This window comes from Bradyrhizobium sp. ISRA464 (genome assembly GCF_029910095.1).
Classification (GTDB): domain Bacteria; phylum Pseudomonadota; class Alphaproteobacteria; order Rhizobiales; family Xanthobacteraceae; genus Bradyrhizobium.
The window spans coordinates 8,428,589-8,446,700 of record NZ_CP094526.1 but is presented as its reverse complement, the minus strand read 5'-3'; the positions used below and the strand labels follow the sequence as shown (position 1 = coordinate 8,446,700).

The 18,112-nt window shown below is 61.5% G+C and carries 13 protein-coding genes and 2 pseudogenes; 12 read left to right on the top strand and 3 right to left on the bottom strand.

Annotated features, from left to right (window positions below; genetic code table 11):
• Positions 1-39 precede the first annotated feature (39 nt).
• The 8 genes from MTX19_RS39105 (at position 40) to MTX19_RS39070 (ending at position 5,475) form a co-directional block, all read left to right on the top strand.
• Entirely contained in the window at positions 40-495 is a 456-nt protein-coding gene (locus MTX19_RS39105) for a metalloregulator ArsR/SmtB family transcription factor (RefSeq protein WP_280981912.1), read from the top strand.
• Entirely contained in the window at positions 462-842 is a 381-nt protein-coding gene (locus MTX19_RS39100) for an SRPBCC domain-containing protein (RefSeq protein ID WP_280981911.1), read from the top strand. Before MTX19_RS39105 ends, MTX19_RS39100 begins: the two co-directional genes overlap by 34 nt.
• Before the next feature lie 21 nt (positions 843-863).
• Positions 864-1,601, top strand: a complete 738-nt coding sequence (locus MTX19_RS39095; protein ID WP_280981910.1) for a thioredoxin family protein — start codon at positions 864-866, stop codon at positions 1,599-1,601.
• Between the two features lie 133 nt (positions 1,602-1,734).
• Positions 1,735-2,091 carry a DUF1428 domain-containing protein gene (locus tag MTX19_RS39090; RefSeq protein ID WP_280981909.1) on the top strand — a complete coding sequence of 119 codons (357 nt, stop codon included), beginning with the start codon at positions 1,735-1,737 and terminating at the stop codon, positions 2,089-2,091.
• 122 nt (positions 2,092-2,213) lie between these two features.
• Positions 2,214-2,831, top strand: a complete 618-nt coding sequence (locus MTX19_RS39085; RefSeq protein WP_280981908.1) for a hypothetical protein — start codon at positions 2,214-2,216, stop codon at positions 2,829-2,831.
• Positions 2,818-3,198 carry a transcriptional regulator gene (locus MTX19_RS39080; protein WP_280974582.1) on the top strand — a complete coding sequence of 127 codons (381 nt, stop codon included), beginning with the start codon at positions 2,818-2,820 and terminating at the stop codon, positions 3,196-3,198. Before MTX19_RS39085 ends, MTX19_RS39080 begins: the two co-directional genes overlap by 14 nt.
• 30 nt (positions 3,199-3,228) lie before the next feature.
• Complete coding sequence (locus MTX19_RS39075) at positions 3,229-3,969, top strand: di-trans,poly-cis-decaprenylcistransferase (protein ID WP_280981907.1); 741 nt, start codon at positions 3,229-3,231, stop codon at positions 3,967-3,969.
• Positions 3,970-4,137: 168 nt separating this feature from the next.
• Positions 4,138-5,475 (top strand): IS1182 family transposase, encoded by a 1,338-nt coding sequence (locus MTX19_RS39070; protein ID WP_280979491.1) that lies wholly within the window; start codon positions 4,138-4,140, stop codon positions 5,473-5,475.
• A 45-nt stretch (positions 5,476-5,520) separates the two neighbouring features.
• Here MTX19_RS39070 and MTX19_RS39065 read toward each other — a convergent pair whose 3' ends face one another.
• The 3 genes and pseudogenes from MTX19_RS39065 to MTX19_RS39055 all read right to left on the bottom strand — a co-directional run.
• On the bottom strand, positions 5,521-5,679 hold the full coding sequence (locus MTX19_RS39065) for a hypothetical protein (protein ID WP_280981906.1): 159 nt from the start codon (positions 5,677-5,679) through the stop codon (positions 5,521-5,523).
• A gap of 1,568 nt (positions 5,680-7,247) precedes the next feature.
• Complete coding sequence (locus tag MTX19_RS39060; protein WP_280985780.1) at positions 7,248-8,909, bottom strand: GMC family oxidoreductase; 1,662 nt, start codon at positions 8,907-8,909, stop codon at positions 7,248-7,250.
• Positions 8,910-9,153: 244 nt separating this feature from the next.
• Positions 9,154-10,203, bottom strand: a pseudogene (locus MTX19_RS39055) (ISL3 family transposase); the annotation flags it as partial.
• 87 nt (positions 10,204-10,290) lie between these two features.
• Between MTX19_RS39055 and MTX19_RS39050 the strand changes: the two are divergent.
• The 4 genes and pseudogenes from MTX19_RS39050 to MTX19_RS39035 form a co-directional block, all read left to right on the top strand.
• Positions 10,291-10,935 (top strand): annotated as a pseudogene (locus MTX19_RS39050) (chromosome partitioning protein ParB); the annotation flags it as partial.
• Between the two features lie 539 nt (positions 10,936-11,474).
• Positions 11,475-11,621 carry a hypothetical protein gene (locus tag MTX19_RS39045; RefSeq protein ID WP_280981904.1) on the top strand — a complete coding sequence of 49 codons (147 nt, stop codon included), beginning with the start codon at positions 11,475-11,477 and terminating at the stop codon, positions 11,619-11,621.
• Between the two features lie 19 nt (positions 11,622-11,640).
• Complete coding sequence (locus MTX19_RS39040) at positions 11,641-14,760, top strand: CusA/CzcA family heavy metal efflux RND transporter (protein WP_280981903.1); 3,120 nt, start codon at positions 11,641-11,643, stop codon at positions 14,758-14,760.
• A 1,641-nt stretch (positions 14,761-16,401) separates the two neighbouring features.
• Complete coding sequence (locus MTX19_RS39035) at positions 16,402-17,751, top strand: TolC family outer membrane protein (protein WP_280984645.1); 1,350 nt, start codon at positions 16,402-16,404, stop codon at positions 17,749-17,751.
• Positions 17,752-18,112 lie beyond the last annotated feature (361 nt).

Genomic DNA, 18,112 nt, shown 5'->3' with positions numbered 1-18,112 from the left:
GGCCTTGACGCCGCGCCCTATGCAGCTATACTAAACCATATGGTTAAGCATCAGGACGAAACGCTGGACCGCACCTTCGCGGCGCTTTCGGATCCGACCCGCCGGGCCCTGCTGGCCAGGCTCGGCGAGCGGGAAACCCTGTCGGTGAGCGAATTGGCCCAGCCGTTTGCGATGTCGCTGCCCGCGATCATGAAGCATCTCGATGTGCTCTCGGATGCCGGTCTGATCGCGCGCGAAAAGACCGGCCGCACGGTGGCGTGCCGGCTCACCGCACGGCCGATGGAGCAGGCGATGAACTGGCTCAATCGCTATGCGCAGTTCTGGTCCGATAACCTCGACCGCCTTGCCGCCTTTGTGGAGAACGACCCATGGCCAACAAATCCGCAGTCGTCGCCGACGCCGGCCTCGCCGCGCGCCCAAGCCTCACCCTTACCCGACGTCTCCGCGCGCGGCCGGAAAAGGTGTACGCCGCGTGGACCGAGCCGGAAAACCTAGTGCAATGGTTCGGGCCGGGGCAGGTCAAGCCCGGCACGACACGCGCGGATCTCGATGTCCGCGTCGGCGGGCGCTACCGCATCAGCTTCACCGGGTCGAACGGCGAATATCACGAGGTCGGCGGCGTCTATCGCGAGGTGGTGCCGAACGAGCGGCTGGTGTTCAGCTGGGCCTGGCATTCGACGCCGGAGCGCGAGTCCGTTGTGACGATCTCGATCAGGCCCGATGCCGGCGGCACGCTGCTCACCTTCCATCACGCGCAGTTCGTCGATGAGACGGCGCGCGACAATCATCAGCGCGGCTGGACCGAATTTCTTGGCAATCTGCAAAACTTCGTCGACGCCTGAAAGCAAACAAAGGAGCATCCGATGCATCAGCACAAGATCGTCTCCCGCAACGAATGGATCGAAGCCCGTAAGGCCCTCATGGCCCGCGAGAAGGAGCTGACACGGGCGCGCGAAGTGCTCAGCCGGGAGCGGCGCGAGCTGCCCTGGGTCAAGATCGACAAGAACTATGTTTTCGACGGGCCGAACGGCGAGGTCACGCTCGGCGATCTGTTCAAGGGCAGGCCACAGCTCGTGGTACAGCATGTGATGTTTGCTCCCGAATGGGATGCAGCCTGCAAGAGCTGCTCGTTCTGGGTCGACGGCTTCGAGCGCATGGTGCCGCACCTTGCCGCGCGCGACACCACGATGGTCGCGATCTCGCGCGCGCCGCTCGCCAAGCTCGAGGCCTTCAAGAAGCGGATGGGCTGGACCTTCGACTGGGTCTCGTCGGGGAAAAACGACTTCAATTACGACTACGGCGTCTCGTTTACCCGCGAGCAAATGGACAGAGGCGAGGCTCAATACAACTTCGGAACCACGCCGCCCTACGGAGATGAGGTGCCTGGGATCAGCGTGTTCTATCGCGACGAGACCGGCGACGTGTTCCACACCTATTCCACCTTCGCGCGCGGCCTCGACATGATGAACGCCGCCTATCACTATCTCGACCTGACGCCGCTTGGGCGTCACGAGGAGGGATTGCCCTATCCGATGGATTGGGTGCGGCTACGTGACCAGTATCAACCGTCACCGGTTCAGGCATCCTGCTGTCATAGTTGATGCGCCGCGCGTCACGCGCCGTCATTGCGAGGAGCGCAAGCGACGAAGCAATCCATTCTTCGGCCCATGGAAGGATGGATTGCTTCGCTGGCGCTCGCAATGATGGTGCAACCACACAGCAGGAAACGCCGAAATGCCTTACGTCGATGGATTCATCGTCGCCGTGCCGAAGAAGAAGCTCAAGGCCTATGCGCAACTGTCGAAGAAGGCCGGCAAGATCTGGCGCGGATACGGGGCGCTCGATTATCGCGAGTGGGTCGCCGACGACGTCAAGCCGGGCAAGCTGACGTCGTTTCCGCAAAGCGTGAAACTAAAGGCCGGCGAGACCGTGGTCTTCGCCTGGATTACCTACAAGTCGCGCGCGCAGCGCGACAAGATCAACGCCAGGGTGATGGCGGATCCTCGCCTGGCGTCGATGGATCCAAAGACTGCGCCGTTTGACGCCAAGCGGATGGTCTATGGCGGGTTTGCCAGCCTGGTGAAGGCATGAGGCGGTCTGCCTCATTCTTGCAGTAACCAACCGTTAAACATGTTGATGGACGCGCTGTTGCGATCCAGCTTGCCTTTACTTGGCAATCCATATACTTTGCGATACAAAGTTCGGGTGAACCGATGCGCGACCTCGACAAGGCCTTGGCAGATATCCTCGCGATTCGTAGCCAGATTGCGGCGGGAACTGCATTCCGCGGCTATGGTCCCGCCACTGTTGCCGCCACCAGCGGTATTGCGCTCATCACCGCACTCGCCCAGCATCTCTGGCTCGACGATCCCACCTCGCATCCGATTACGTTCCTCGCCGGCTGGGCGGCCGCGGCGCTGGTTTCTGCCGTGCTGATCTGGATCGAGATGCAGGCGCGGTCGCGGCGGCATCACTCCGGCCTCGCGGACGCGATGATCCAGCAGGCGATCGAGCAGTTCCTTCCCGCTGCCATCGCCGGCGTGCTGCTCGCGATCCTGCAATGGAAATTCGCGCCCGAGACGCTGTGGATGCTGCCCGGCCTGTGGCAAGTCCTCGTCAGTCTCGGCGTGTTCGCCTCGGTTCGTTCGCTGCCGCGCTCAATTGCGCTCGGCGGCGCCTGGTATTTCCTGTCGGGCTTCACGGTGCTTCTGATCGCAAGTCAGACCCACGCGCTGTCGCCCTGGACGATGGGGCTGCCGTTTGCAATCGGCCAGCTCGTGCTCGCGGCGCTGCTTTATTTCGCCTCCGGAGAGACTGATGTCGAAGACTGACGCGGCCAGCGCGCCATTCGCCTATGACGGCCTCGACCGCGTCATTCACGAGAAGGCGCGGCTCGGCCTCCTGACCTCGCTGATGGCGCACCCGAAGGGGCTCGCCTTTGCCGATCTCAAGCAGCTTTGCCGCCTCACCGACGGCAATCTCAGCCGGCATCTGCAGGTGCTGCAGGAGGCCGGCCTGGTCGACGTCATCAAGGGCTATGAGGGCAACCGCCCGCACACCACCTGCCGCCTGACCAAGTCCGGTCGCCGCCGTTTCCTCGACTATCTCGCCGTGCTCGAACAGCTGGTGCGCGATGCCGCCAAAGCCGCGGGTCCCGACGAAGGCGCCCCTCGTCGCCTCGGTATCCAGACGGTCTGACCATTCCCATTTTTGCCTGGAGACTTTGTGATGCAAAGTAACGTCGCGCTCAAGCTGGAACCAGCCGCCCGGCTGCATGTCGGCATCATCATGGATGGCAACGGCCGCTGGGCGACGCGGCGCGGCCTGTCGCGGCTGCGCGGACACGAGGCGGGGGTGGAAGCCATCCGCCGCGTGGTCGAGACCGCGCCGGACCAGGGCGTCGGAACGCTGACGCTCTACGCCTTCTCGAGCGACAATTGGCGCCGTCCCAAGGCCGAAGTCGCCGCGCTGATGGCGCTGCTGCGGTTCTATCTCGCCAACGAGGTCGCAGCGCTGGTGCGCAACGGCGTTCGCCTCACCGTGATCGGTCGGCGTGACCGGCTGCCCGACGGCATCGCCAGCGCCATCGCGCGCGCTGAGGCCGCGACTGCCACTGGCACGACGCTGCATCTGCGCATCGCGATCGACTATTCGGCGCGCGATGCGATCCTGAACGCGGCGGTACGCGCGGCCAGCGTCGGCGAGCTCAGCCGCGAGACTTTCGCCGATCTCATCACCGGCGAGGCCGGCCTGCGCGACGTCGATCTGATCATCCGCACCTCGGGCGAGAAGCGGCTGTCGGACTTCCTGCTCTGGGAGGGCGCCTATGCCGAGTTGCACTTCACCGAGCGGATGTGGCCCGAATTCGATGCAGACGATCTCGCCGATGCGCTCGCCTCCTTCCATCGCCGCGAACGCCGCTTCGGCGGGCTGACGGCGATTGCGTCGGAAGCGGTGCCGAACCTCTAGCGCGGCAAGCCGCGCATGCCCCGATAGCTGCTGCAAAAGCCCGGCCCGGGGGTTGGGCTCTCTCAGCGTTGAACCTCGGCGCATCAGCCGCGACCAAAATCCGAGGCCTAGGAGCCTGTCTGAGTAGTGACTGGTCAAGAGGGTGCGAGTCTGATTCCTTACATAGCGATGAGCAAGGAATTTCGCCCCTGGAAGATCGATGAGGCCCAGCTTCTGCCGCCGCGCGTGCAGGATTATGTGCCGCAAGATCACGTTTCGCGGTTGATCGTGTCGCTGGTCAGGGAAAGCCTTGATCTATCGGCGCTCCTCGGCAGCTACCGGAGTGGGCTGGGTCAGCCGCCGTTTGATCCGCGGATGATGACGGCGCTGCTTCTGCACGGCTATGCGAGCGGCATCTACTCGTCGCGGCGGATCGCCAAGGCGACGGTGGAGCGGGCGGATTTCATGATGATCGTGGCCGGCGACCCGCCGGACTTCCGCACGATCTCGGAGTTCCGGCGGCGGCACCTTAAGGCGCTGGCCGACCTGTTTGTGCAGGTGCTGAAGCTCGCCGAGAAGGCCGGGTTGGTGAAGCTCGGGCACGTTGCGCTCGACGGCACCAAGATCAAGGCGAACGCGTCCAAGCACAAGGCGATGAGCTACGATCGCATGAAGAAGCGGGAAGCGGAGCTTGAAGCGGAGGTCGATCGCTGGCTCAAGGCCGCCGAGGCCGCCGATGCGGAGGAGGACCAGCGCTACGGCGACCAGCGCGGCGACGAAATGCCCGATTGGGTGGCCGACAAGCAGAAGCGGCTTGAGAAGATACGCGAGGCCAAGGCCGCGCTGGAGGCCGAAGCCAAGGCTGCAGCCGAGGCGGAGAGCAAGGCGCGGGCCGAGGCCGAGGAGCGTCGCGTCGCCGAAGGCCGCAAGAAGAGCGGCAAGACGCCGACGAAAACCGAGCCCGACGGCAAGGCGCAACGCAATTTCACCGACCCGGAGAGCCGCATCCTGAAGACCAAGGACGGTTACATCCAGGGCTACAACGCCCAGGCCGCGGTCGATGGTGCCCATCAGATCATCGTGGCGCAGACGCTGACCGGTTCCTCCAGCGATCAGGCGCAACTGGCGCCGTTGCTCGACGGGATCAGGGCCAATTTGGGGACCAATCCCGACGAAGTGTCGGCCGACGCCGGCTACTGCTCCGCCGCCAATCTTCGCACGATCAAGCGGCGGCGCATCGAGGGCTACATCGCCACCGGGAGGCAGAAGCACGGCACCCCGTCCGCCACTGCGAAAACGGCTTCAAGAGCCGGATCGCTGATCGCCAGGATGAGCACCAAGCTCAAGCGCGCCGGCTACCGAAGTCGCTACCGCTTGCGTAAGCAGATCGTCGAACCCGTCTTCGGACAGATCAAACAGGCAAGAGGGTTCAGGCAATTCCTGCTGCGCGGCATCGACAAAGTGAAGGCCGAATGGGCCCTGATCTGCACCGCTCACAACCTCGTCAAGCTGGCGAGGGTCGCATGAGCCGCTATCATTAGCCCGCCTTCCCGGAGCTAACTGGACAGGCTCCTAGTCGATCAGCTGGCTGCAGCGCTCGTGGACGTCTGGAATCGGCTGGCACTGCCGCGCAAGGATCAAACGCAGGAGGAAGATCGGGTCCGCAGCGCCGGTTGACGGACGGCGTCCCATCATCATCGTCGATAGCATCGCGCCATTCCGCCGCGTCATGTTCGGCTTTCGACAGCTTCGTGATGCAGGTGGCGGCATCGCGAAGCGTGAGGAGCTGACCACCAACCGGCAGAGGGATTGGCTCCTCAAAGGCTCTCTGCCAGCCGTCGGAAACCGGCCTACAACTTAGGGCAAATGACGTCGCCTTTCCGCTGCCAATCTTGGCGGATCGCCCGAGAAAGCGGCGCCCATTGAGGAAGGAGGAAGAATGCTGGACTCCAAAGACGTGTTAGCCTAAGCCTAGCGGCAAATTGCCGGGGGAAGCCGACCAGCATCGCTGTCCTAATTTGATTGGCGCGTTCGGCACCAATGGGGCCTGACGTCGGCGCCGTGCCGGTCCCGCTGGCACACGAATCCGGGTTCGATTTCGGAGGGCCGCATGTCATCGGACCCCCGATCGGCGCCGAGACGCGACCAGTGGCTGCCGCGATAATGGGAGCAATCGACCAGCACCCCGCGCACGCCGGCCGATCGCATCTCGGCGAAGGTGATTTTCTCGGACGTGCGCCCATGGTGCCGCCAATTTGCCGATCGTGAAGCCGCCACAGATTGCGGCGGCGCGGCCGCGCATCACGTGAGAACGGCGGTCGGTCGACTGGAGCAAATGCGATGCGTTCTGTTTTGGCCTTAGCACTGTTGATCACGCTGCGTGCTTCCGCCAACGGCGCATCAGTGCAAACCGAAGGCGGGAGCTGAGGCCGACGGCTAAGACCGTTCTCGGCAACATCGCCCCGCCCGGCTTCATGATGTCTCCTCCCCAAAGCCCTTGTGCCAAGCTTCCTGCATGGCAGCAGCGAATCAGGGTAAGAGGAGCTGACCAATGTGGCCATTGACGACGACAGTCGACGACTGGATTCGTTTGCCCGAAATCTCTGTCTTACTTGAACGGGGCGGCCGCTCTGTTAGGAACGGTCAACCCCGTTTCCGGCTCCCTTTGAGGGGGTCTTAAAACTTTTCCATAGCCGTGGAAGAGGAGAGGGAGTCAGTCAACCCCCTATTGAAGGATAAAGCATTTTCGAGTTTTCCAGTCCAAAACCCACCGTTTGAACTACGGCAGGAGAATGGATTTTCCCCTTCGACAAAAACCGGGCGGCCAATAGCAGTCTGAGATAATCCCATCGGCCCCGCTCGTAATCACGATTTACAAGCTGCGGCGAGACAGGAATACGGCGGCGAGACCGTCGGCCCACGAGCATCGCATCGGCCAGCTCGCGAGCGCTCCGACGCAACCGTCCCGGCGCTATTCGTTCGATCACTTGAAAGGCCTGCATGTGATATCCAGTCGGCGAGTGCCCGCGTAGAGGACGACTGTGTTCAACCACATCCGGGCGCACTCCGCTTCAGCGGCGGTCCTGCATCGGAGTATAGTCAGTAACGCTTTGCGTGCCCGGCGGACAGGCCATCCCCACCGGAATTACGAAGTAGTCCGAGCCGGTCGTTGGCGTAGCAACGCTTTATCGTGTCCTGCGGCGCGACAATGCGCGTCGGGAAACAACCATTCTTAGCGGGCGCTCCATGATGATACTTTGGCAAATGCCTCGCGTTCTTCGGAGGCCTTTGCTGGATAATTAGGGAACCAAATGGTCAGCGTGAGCATCGCTTAATTCGGCAGCCGTTGGCTCGTTAAAGATGCTCGCAAACCGCGACTGCAATTGAAAAATCCCATAATACTTTGGCGAGACCGGTAATATCGCGTATCGTGAATGCAAGCATCTGTTTGTGATCTGCAAAGCCTTGTTCAGGACCTTGTTAAATAACGCAAACCTTGCAAGCGAAACGGCAAGCCGCGCTACTGATGGAAAAGCTATTTCAACAACATCGTCAGCGCCGCGATCCCAAGCAACTGCTTCCGCTAGAGACCCGCTCCGATCAAACAGCATCCTCCGACTTATGCCTCTTGGCACCGGAGAACCACAGAGGTGAACGATCGATGCAGCTAATTTCTCGTCCGTTAGGGAGAAAAAGCGCGGCATGGCCGGAACCCAGATTGGACGACCCTGGCAGTAATTGGCGATTTCTCTTGTCCAGGCTGATTGCGGCCCAAGGATTGTGGGAACGTAGACGAAAGCTACTCCGCGATCAGGCCGCTCTCGCTGCCAATTGGTCCAAAACTGCTCCACAGCGAGCTTACCAAGAATGTATGGATCGCGGTACGTTAGGCGTTCAAATCCAAAGTTCGCAGCCGCAGAGTCTGGCACCGATGACGGATCCTGTAGGGTTGCGAAGCTCTGCAAAACGATGATGTGTGAAACCTCTGCAGCAGCAAGTAACTCCGCCGTCCTTTTCTGCAGCCTCATATTCTCTTCGACAGACCCGTGCGCATTTGCAAGATGCAGAAACAGAGTGGATTTTCCTAACTCCGGCTGGCCCAATTCCTTTCGAAGCGAGATTGGCTGCGGAGCAAATCCGCTGCGGACCAACGCAGGCATGAGGATGCGGCCTACGTGCCCGCCTGCTCCGGAGACCGCAATTTTTGGCAACCTGCTCGAAGAGCCGACCGGTTCACGAACGACCGTCTTACAGATGTGATCGGCCAGTCGAAGTGCCAGTGAGCCGATAGTCAGACCCGTATTTGACGCTCCAGTCGAAGGAAGAACGGAGCCGTCGCACACATAGATCCTATTAGTGCCGTGCACACGCAAATTGCGATCGACAACGCCGTGATTCGGGGCGTCCGCAATACGGCAGCCACCGCTGTGATGCGCTGCAGACCAGAGCCGTGTGCGTAGATCGCCATCGGCGCGAGTTAGCGATCCACCCAGCCAGCTCGCAAGGCGATCAAGAGAACGATTAATCGAGGAAACAACGGCATCAGAGATGTTCCATTCGAGCACGATTTTCCCGATTTCATTCTGACCGACGCGTCCTTGGCCGACGGCCTCCTGCTCACTAATAACCAGTATATAAGCGTGCGGCCCACCCATGCGCTGGGCAAAGGTGTGAACCGACCTAAAATCTGGCTTCCGAGACTGCGCAGATCCCGCCATCAACTTCCGCGCGACGGCGAGGCGAAACGGCACGATCTCCGATGCCTTGAAAGATTCAGCAAGAGGATCTGATCTGATCTCCGCGCTGGCTGTTGGTCGAAGGTAAAATGCCGCCCAAAGCCCCGTTTGGGAATCCCGAACCTTCAGCATTGGTTCGAGGGGATGCAAGTCGCAGCTGCTTGCCGCCAAGGCTCTAAAGCTGCTGCTGCTCCCGTTTCCTGTTATTTTCGCGACAAAACCCATGGGGTGATCTGTCAAATTCAGACCTACGGCGCCGATCGCGATCGCACATGCACTGACCCTCGCGGTAGCCGCTCAGTACGACATCTTGGTCGTTAAGCGGCGTCCGCGGCTGCTGTTCGCTTGCGAGTTTACCGTTTTTGTCTTCACGATCATGACCCTTGCGATCGACCTCATGATCGGGACAGAAGCCGCGATCTGGAGCCTCGTCGCCAGCAGCGCCTTCTTCGCAGTCTGCTATTTCATCGTTGCGACAGCCGGACGCCCACTGATCGTCGAGCCATGGTAAATGCAAGTCCAGCGAACTTTGCCGGGTCCGGAAGACATCGTTCCGTTCGCCACGGATCACCTGCCGTACCAGCTTCCTGCTATGGCCAGTCTGGCGCACGATCTGCTTGATGGGTATGCCGCTCTTCGACAGAGCCAGGATGGCCGCATTGGTCTCTTCGCGGCGCAGATAGCCCTCATACTGGAGGCGCTCGGCGGCTGTTAGCAGCTCGGGATCGATCGTGGTCGCGCCGATGACGGTGCGTATCTGGCGCATCGATTTGCGGACAGCGTCAAGGAAGGCTCGACTGGCGTTCTCCATCAAATGCCAACGGTCGGCGACCTGCACCGCGTGCGGCAGGGCCTTTGCTGCCGCTTCGCCATATCCCCCGCCACGATCGCGGGCGACGACCGAGATCGTGGGATAAGCAGCCAGCCAGGCTTGGGCGGTCGCGGGCTCACGATCCGGCAGCAGGGTGACGACCCGGCGCCTTTCCAAGTTGCAGATGATGCTGGCGTATCGGTGATTGCGCCGCCAGGCCCAGTCATCGATGCCGATAACCTTGAGAGGGTCAGCCGGCGAACGGCTGCGGCGTCGGACCACGCGCAGAAGCGTGTCCTTGCTCACAGGCAGCATCAGCCGTTTTGCGAAGCCCGCTGCCGGTCGACCGCCAAGCGCCAGACCGAGGTGATGGACGATAGAGTCCAGCCGCGCCGTGCGTCGCGCCGATGGAGCCAATATCCCGTCGGCGAAACGCTCCGTGAAGATCTGGCGTCCGCACAGGACGGCGTCGCAGCGGAAGCGGCGGGCGATCACCAGGAGCTCTACGACCCGCCCGGACAGCGGCAGATCGATCACGCGTCGCCGATATCGGCTATGGATACGCCGCGAAACTGTCCCGCACGATGGACACACGCCGACACTTCCCGACGCCCGAACCGTGATGACGGCCTTCTCACCCTCGTAGCACGCACTCTCTACAACAAACCCACGCGGCACCAGACTGGAGCGGTGGAGCGCTTGCTGCATGGCGCTGATTCTCCCCCAATCAAAACGCCAGACATCCCCCAAACTGCATCAAAAGTGAGTCAGAGCCAATATTGCAGGCCGAATGACAATTTGAGCGAACAGCCCGAAACGGCAATCGTGGCAGTCACGCATGCGCTCGCGGCGCAAATCTTCTATCTCGGTGCCGATGCGCATGTCGTCGGTATCCAGCCGGTCAAGACGGGTTTGGCTGGGCATGCGGACGGCATCGAGGATACACCGGCCGGCAAGGCCTGGGCGGATCGTCACGCCAATTGGGCAAGGCAGATGCCCCGGGACGCTACTTGCCTTTGGACTTTCGTGGTCGAACTCGACCACGATAGCCGCACGGCCTTGTTTGCGCATTGTGCCGCATTGACCGTCAATGTGGTGAAACTGCCGTGGGAGCGGCGGCCGCGAGCGCTGGCAACAGCCGAACGGCTGACGGAAGCCGTTTCTCTCGACATGACCGGTTATTGGCGGCCGACCGTGCGCAGCTACCTTGGCCGCGTCACCAAGGCCCGCATTCTGGAGGCAGTTTGCGAAGGCGTGAGCGGCGAGGCTGCCGAGCGGATGGTCGATATGAAGAAGATCGACATGGCAGAAGCCGCCGAACAGCTGCTGGCAGCAACTGGCTGGCTGCCCTCGTTGCTGAAGACAGCCAAGCCGCAGGATCGGGATGATGCTTCGACCGAAGTACAGGACAGCGACGAGTATTCGCAGGCCGCAGAATGAGGCTTAAGCCGGGGCCGCGCGAGCGGCCCCGGTTCCAAAATTTCGGCCGCGCGCCTGATCGGCGCGCGGCAATTCGACTGGCGCACAGTGGCGACCTGATGGGAGGTCGGTGCCCCCTCATCTTTGGACAAGACGCTCCCAACCGGATGTAGGCTAAGCCGTCTGCCGCGGCGTCCTGCCGGGCGAGTGGTTTGGTCCCTTGGTCCAACGCAGATATTGCGCCGCAATGGAGGTCCGCTCTGCGCTAAGAGCCGCGCAAGGGCCGACATGCCGATATCGACGCGATAGGCAACAAGAGATGTTTGCAGTGTGACCGCCGATTTAGAGCGCCGGCATCTCGATCTGGAACTGTGTGCGTAAGCACGACGAGGCCGTGAGCTGTTCGGTCCGAAGCCTCTCAAAGGCCAATGCGCTGCTGGCGAAACTCTTGTAAGATGTTGGCGATGCCGCGCATTCGAGCATTGTCGGTCGAAGCATAGTGCGCGAATCATTCGCCTCTCGCGTAGAAGGCAAAGCGCATGAGTGGGCGGGAACTTCCGATGACACGCTGTGCCCGCAGCGAAGACATCAGCGTGGCCGATCAAGTGATAAGCCATGGCTCCATCGATCTGATTCTTATCCTCTTTTCTGACGTCGAGTTCATGCGCCAGATTCCCGGCTGCTGGATCTTCTGCGACGTCTGGTAGCAAAGAAGGTTTGATTTGAATGGATCGCCTCGTCGCTCTTGCAGTCAACCGCCGCTACCTGATGGTTGGCATGTTTGTCGCCGTATTGATCGGCGGCCTGATCGCGTTCAGGCAGCTCAACATCGAAGCCTATCCGGATCCGACGCCGCCGATGGTCGACATCGTGACCCAGAGCTCGGGACTATCGGCGGAAGAGATCGAGCGCTACATCACGATTCCGATCGAGACCCAGGTCGCGGGCATAAGGAACGTGACCACGATCCGCACCATCTCGCTCTACGGTTTGTCGGACGTCAAGCTGCAGTTCTCCTTCGCTTACACCTACGATGAAGCGCTGCAGCAGGTCTTGAATCGGCTGGCGCAGCTGGCGCCACTGCCCGGCAATGTGCAGCCGCAGATCTCTCCCACGAGCCCGATCGGCGAAATCTACCGCTATCGGCTGGTCGGGCCGCCGAACTACAGCGTACTCGACCTCAAGACGATCCAAGACTGGATTCTCCAGCGCCGTTTTCGCGCGGTGCCCGGCGTGATTGACGTCACCGGCTGGGGCGGCAAGACCAAAACTTTCGAGCTGCAGGTCGACTTCAACAAGCTGGTCGCCAACGGGCTGACGCTGCCGCAGATGCTGCAGGCGGTGAGCAATTCCAACATCAATGTCGGCGGCAACACCATCAATATCGGGTCGCAGTCCGCCGTGGTACGCGGCGTCGGCCTGATCCGCTCCATGGACGATCTTGCCAAGACCATGATCTCGCAGAGCGGCGGCAATCCCGTGCTAGTCAAGGATGTCGCGACCGTCACCGTCGGCGAGAAGCCGCGGCTCGGCATCGCCGGCCTCGATGACGACGATGACATCGTCCAAGGCATAGTGCTGATGCGGCGCGGCGAGCAGAGCACACCGACCATCGCGCGAGTCGAGCAGATGGTCGCAAAAATCAACAACTCCAGCATCCTGCCGCCGGGCGTGCATATCGAGCGGATCTACGACCGCAAGGACCTGATCGATCTCACCACCTCGACAGTGCTGCACAACATGGTGATCGGCATCCTCCTGATCGTGCTGGTGCAATGGATCTTCTTAGGGGATCTCCGAAGCGCGCTGATCGTCGGCGCCACTATCCCGTTCGCGCTGTTTTTCGCCGTCATCGTGCTGGTGCTGCGCGGCGAGTCCGCAAACCTCCTGTCGGTCGGCGCCATCGATTTTGGCTTGATCGTGGACGCCACCGTGATCATGGTAGAGGCAATCTTCCGGCGGCTGACGGAAACCTCGACCCTCTCGGAGATCGAGGAAGGTTATTTTTCGATCGACACGACGATGGACATGAAACGCCATGCCATCCTCAGTGCGGGCGCCGACGTATCCCGGTCAATCTTCTTTGCCGCCACCATCATCGTTGCGGCGTTTCTGCCACTGTTCACCTTGAGCGGCGTCGAGGGCAACATCTTCGGACCGATGGCGCGAACCTATGCCTATGCGTTGGTCGGCGGTCTGCTTGCGACCTTCACTGTGACGCCGGCGTTGAGCGCGATCATCCTGCCGCCTCACGTGCACGAAACCGAAACGCGGTTGATGGCATTGCTGCATCGGCTCTACGTGCCCGTGCTGAACTGGGCCGTCGGCAACCGGAATCTGGTGATGATCGGTGCCATCGGGCTTTTCGCGATGACATTTGTCTTCGGCCGTACGCTGGGACTGGAATTCTTGCCCAAGCTCGAGGAGGGCAATCTCTGGATTCGCGCGACCCTGCCGCCGACCATCTCGCTTGCGGAAGGCAACACTTACGTCAACGAGATGCGGAAATTGATCCGCAGCCGTCCCGAGGTCGAAGCCGTGGTCTCGCAGCACGGCCGCCCTGACGATGGCACCGACGCGACAGGATTTTTCAACGCCGAATTCTTCGCGCCGCTGAAGCCGATGAGCGAATGGCCGGGCACCCACGACAAGGAAGAGCTCACCGCCGAGCTGCTCTCTCAATTGGACGACCGCTTTCCGGGCGTCGAGTTCAACTTCTCGCAATATCTGCAAGACAACGTGTCCGAAGCGGTATCCGGCGTGAAGGGTGAGAACTCGATCAAGCTGTTCGGTAACGACCTCAAATCGCTGACCGAGACCGCGCAAAAGATCAAATCGGTGCTTGCGACCGTGCAGGGCATCACCGATCTTGCGGTTTTCACCTCGCTCGGGCAGCCCACCATCCAGATCGACATCGACCGCGCCAAAGCTGCGCGTTACGGGCTTGCGCCCGGCGATATCAACGCCACTATCAAGGTGGCGATCGGCGGTGACAGCGCCGGCGATGTCTACGAGCCCGGCAGCGACCGGCATTTCCCGATCATCGTTCGGCTGGCGCCGGAATATCGCAAGAGCGCGGAGGCGATCCAGAACTTGAGGATCGGCGTCAACGGGCCGAGCGGCATCACGCAAATCCCGCTGAGCGAGGTCGCCTCCATTAACCTTGTCTCCGGCGCGGCCTTCATCTACCGCGAGCAGCAGGAGCGCTATCTGCCGATCAAGTTCTCGGTGCGCGAGCGCGACCTCGGCGGCGCGATCCAGGAGGCACAGCAGAAGATCGCTGCCCAGGTCCAGCTTCCGCCTGGCTCGCGGCTCGAATGGGTGGGGGAATACGGCAACCTGCAGGACGCGATCAAGCGCCTGTCGATTGTGGTGCCGATCAGCCTCGCGCTGATCGCCATCCTGCTCTGGTTCAATTTCGGATCGATCGTCGAGATTCTGCTCGCCATGAGCGTGATCCCGATGGCGATCTTCGGCGGCGTGCTCGGGCTGCTGGCATCAGGCATTCCGTTCAGCGTCTCCGCCGCGATCGGTTTCGTCGCGTTGTTCGGCATCGCCGTGATGGACGGCATCATCATCCTCTCGCAGTTCAACACGCTGATTGAGGAAGGCTACGACCGGATGAGCGCGGTGATCCGCACAGGCGAACTGCAGTTGCGGCCGGTGCTGATGACCTGCGTGGTGGCGGGCGTCGGGTTGTTGCCGGCGGCGCTGTCGCAAGGCATCGGCTCGCAGGTGCAGAAGCCGCTCGCCATCGTGGTGGTAACCGGCATGATGCTGGCGCCGCTCGTGATTTTGGTGACGCTGCCGGTCCTGATCTCCTTCTTCTCGCGCCGGGCGCGGTGATCTGCGGACGGCGCAGAGCGGGCGGCTGTGTGCAACCATCGAATGCCGCAACAGAAGTGCGCTCCCTCTCCCGCTTGCGGGCCCTGCGAGCGGGAGACGAGGTGCAGCCGGGTGGCTCCCGACGATCCGGCGTCGAGTGACGACTTTGGATTGTATTTGAGGAGGGGCTGAATCGGCCGGGCGGTCTCTTCCGCGCGGATTGCTGGGCGACTTCCAGACCAAAATCGGGGCCCGCCCGTGATGCCTCCACCGGTGATGTGATTGCAATCAACGACCACGCGATCGATTAAGTGATAATCGCCATCCTATGCCGCTTCTTTAGCAGTTCATAGCGCCCTGGAGTCGGCTTAGAACGGCTCTGGTAAACTGGCCGCAGCTGAGAACAATAGATGTGTTCTGAGGATCTCAATCACGTCTCAGACGTCACGTTGAAAGCGTTTGCACAGTTTCTCAAGTCACATGCTAGGTGATCGGGGCGCGTCCTGAGCGGGCTCCATTGAGCGAAGCGAAAAGACCCAGTGCAGATCAAGGACGACGAGCCGTACACAGCGACGGCGCCCGTGATGGGTGATGACGTACGACCGTCAGGAACAGCAGGCTTCGCATTCTTCACCTGATACTTTGGATTCGAGAAAGAGCCGCCTGAACTACCGATATCCAGCGGCCTAACGGCTTGCAGTTGGGTGATTACCATCCACTTATCGGGTTCGCTCGGTGATTGGCTCATTTGCAGAACACTTTTGGTGCATCTTCAGAGTTGTGAAATCAGAACCGATTGAAATCCGATTCGAGTCTTCTGTGCGAACAATCAGATTTGATATTGTGGGTTGTGTCTGTCCTTGCTTGGTGCACCGCGAACGAGCGGAATAAACTGGGCCGTTTGTGCCAGGCGTTTCGCTTAGATCGATAATGTTGCATGAAGTTCGCGAGCTTCTGTAGGACTTGGCTGACAGGACGACGATCGATTCATCTGTAGCGTTGCTACAGGCATCCGCGTTTGGTGCCCACGCGCCCCAGAGGGGCTGAGGAATCGACACGAGCCGCTTCACGCCGGCGACGGCCGGACATGATGTGATCACGATCATCGCGGGCATAAGGACAGTGACGATTTTGCGGGTGGCGCGAGTCGTGCTCATGGAAGCCAACTCCTTTCAGCGGGATATCTTTTGGAGCACCGCGTGCATGATGCTGCGGAGATCGCGCATTCGACAGTTGCAAGCAAGAATCCAGAGCCGGTTCTGTTCTATGCGTAGAAAGATCCTTCCAAGAGCAAGCGCGCCTCAAGTGCAATTGAGGGCTGTTGCGGTCCACCCCCGGACGTCGGCGACGGTCGGCATCTCCAGCCGTATAGCGACAGACACATTCGCGCCGGCCGAACGTCGATGTATTTCTTCCCTCTAGATTGGAACCTTGAATGGTGGCGCCGATTCAACATTTGTGCGCGGCGTTGGTCTATGACGAACGCAACAGCCAAGAATCGAATTCAGTTTTGCGGCGCGCCGTTGCAAGTGCCGGCCCTAAAAAGGAAGGCAGGGCGTCGGCGGGGGGGCACTACCGAAGTCACGGAATTACATCGTGGGACATGCCGCTAGATTGAGCCACGTTAGAGTGAGCATGCCACGATTGGGCATCCGCCTCGGCATGGCAATGTGCCTCGGCTTTACCGCTACCCCGTGTCGGGCCGAATCGCTGGTCGAGGCTCTGGCCAAAGCATATCAAACCAATCCGCAGCTCAATGCCGCGCGGGCCCGCCAGCGTGCGACCGACGAGAACGTGCCGCAGGCCTTGGCGGGCTACCGGCCGCAGATCGTCGCGAGCCTGAGCGCGGGCCTGCAGGCGGTCCGCAACCTTTTGCCGGACAACACCATCCAGTCGGCAACCCTAAAACCGTGGACCATCGGGGTCACTGTGACTCAGGTCCTGTTCAACGGCTTCAAGACCGCCAACAGCGTGCGCGTGGGCGAGCTGCAGGTGCAGTCGGGCCGCGAGGCGCTGCGCAATGTCGGGCAGGGCGTGCTGCTCGACGCGGCGACGGCCTATGCCAACGTGCTCGCCAACCAAGCGCTAGTCGAGGCGCAACGGGACAATGTGCGATTTTTGCAGGAAACACTCGACGTCACCCAACGGCGACTGAACGCCGGCGACGTTACGCCGACCGACACCGCCCAGGCCGAGGCGCGGCTGAGCCGGGGCCGTTCCGATCTCAATGCTGCCGAAGTCAATCTCGCCGTGAGTCAAGCGACCTATGCCCAAGTAATCGGCAGTCCGCCCTCGCAGTTAAGAGCAGCCGAACCCGTAGACCGCTATCTGCCGCGCACGCGCGAGGATGCAATCGCAATGGCCAACAAGGAACATCCGGCGGTTACAGCGGCAAGCTTCGACGTCGACGTCGCGTCGACCCAGATCCGCGTCGCTGAAAGCAGCCTGCTTCCGACCGCCACGCTGCAAGGAAGCGCCAGCCACAACGTGGAGAACGACCCGACGCTCAGCACGCTCCGCACCGATCAAGCCACGATCGTCGCCAAGGTCGACGCCCCGATCTATGATGGAGGCACGGCGGCTTCGCAGACCCGCCAAGCCAAGGAAGTAGCCGCCCAAAGCCGCCTGGTGCTCGATCAGGTCCGCAATCAGACACGCACGGCGACGGTCAGCGCCTGGACGGCCAATGAGGGCGCAAAGATTGCGGTGACCGCCGCGCAGTCCGAGGTGCGGGCGGCGACTGTAGCGTTGGAGGGCGTGAAAAAAGAGGCGGCTGGCGGCCAACGCACCACTCTCGACGTCTTGAACTCGCAGCAGGACCTGATTAACGCCAAGGCGCGGCTGATTGGTGCGCACCGCGACCGCGTCATCGCGTCCTACACCCTGCTCGCCGCGGTGGGACGCCTCGACGTCAAGACGCTGGGGCTAAACACGCCCGACTATCTGCCCGAGGTGCATTATCATCAGGTGCGCGACGCCTGGCACGGCCTGCGCACGCCGTCGGGCCAGTGAGGCGCGGGCTACAGCCCGATTGCCGTGTCTTGCTGCTTGCCTATCGCGAGCGGACACGCCATGAGGTCCGCGGAGCAAAATCCCGTCTTTTCCGAGACGGCCCACTCGTGCGCCAAAGTAGACGCGAGGTGTATACACCCGCCGCGATCTTCCACAGGACCGGCGGCTGCGAGGCGCATTTACCGCGTCGGTAAGACTTGACGCCGGAGCCGGTGACTTCCTGTCACGGCCGCCCGGCGTGACAGGCTGCCCTCAACGACCGTCTTCGTACAAGCTAAACGGTTGACCATCCGCCAGCACGGCTGTCAAGGGTAGACCGGAGCCGCCGAGCGCGAAGCCCGACCGCCGCTCGTGACCCCAA

Bases quoted from the DNA above. Each gene is read 5' to 3' on its own strand.
- MTX19_RS39105 (WP_280981912.1), top strand. From the start codon at position 40: ATGGTTAAGCATCAGGACGAAACGCTGGACCGCACCTTCGCGGCGCTT.
- MTX19_RS39095 (WP_280981910.1), top strand. From the start codon at position 864: ATGCATCAGCACAAGATCGTCTCCCGCAACGAATGGATCGAAGCCCGT.
- MTX19_RS39090 (WP_280981909.1), top strand. From the start codon at position 1,735: ATGCCTTACGTCGATGGATTCATCGTCGCCGTGCCGAAGAAGAAGCTC.
- MTX19_RS39085 (WP_280981908.1), top strand. From the start codon at position 2,214: ATGCGCGACCTCGACAAGGCCTTGGCAGATATCCTCGCGATTCGTAGC.
- MTX19_RS39080 (WP_280974582.1), top strand. From the start codon at position 2,818: ATGTCGAAGACTGACGCGGCCAGCGCGCCATTCGCCTATGACGGCCTC.
- MTX19_RS39075 (WP_280981907.1), top strand. From the start codon at position 3,229: ATGCAAAGTAACGTCGCGCTCAAGCTGGAACCAGCCGCCCGGCTGCAT.
- MTX19_RS39070 (WP_280979491.1), top strand. From the start codon at position 4,138: ATGAGCAAGGAATTTCGCCCCTGGAAGATCGATGAGGCCCAGCTTCTG.
- MTX19_RS39065 (WP_280981906.1), bottom strand. From the start codon at position 5,679: ATGACGCGGCGGAATGGCGCGATGCTATCGACGATGATGATGGGACGC.
- MTX19_RS39060 (WP_280985780.1), bottom strand. From the start codon at position 8,909: ATGGGTTTTGTCGCGAAAATAACAGGAAACGGGAGCAGCAGCAGCTTT.
- MTX19_RS39045 (WP_280981904.1), top strand. From the start codon at position 11,475: ATGACACGCTGTGCCCGCAGCGAAGACATCAGCGTGGCCGATCAAGTG.
- MTX19_RS39040 (WP_280981903.1), top strand. From the start codon at position 11,641: ATGGATCGCCTCGTCGCTCTTGCAGTCAACCGCCGCTACCTGATGGTT.
- MTX19_RS39035 (WP_280984645.1), top strand. From the start codon at position 16,402: ATGGCAATGTGCCTCGGCTTTACCGCTACCCCGTGTCGGGCCGAATCG.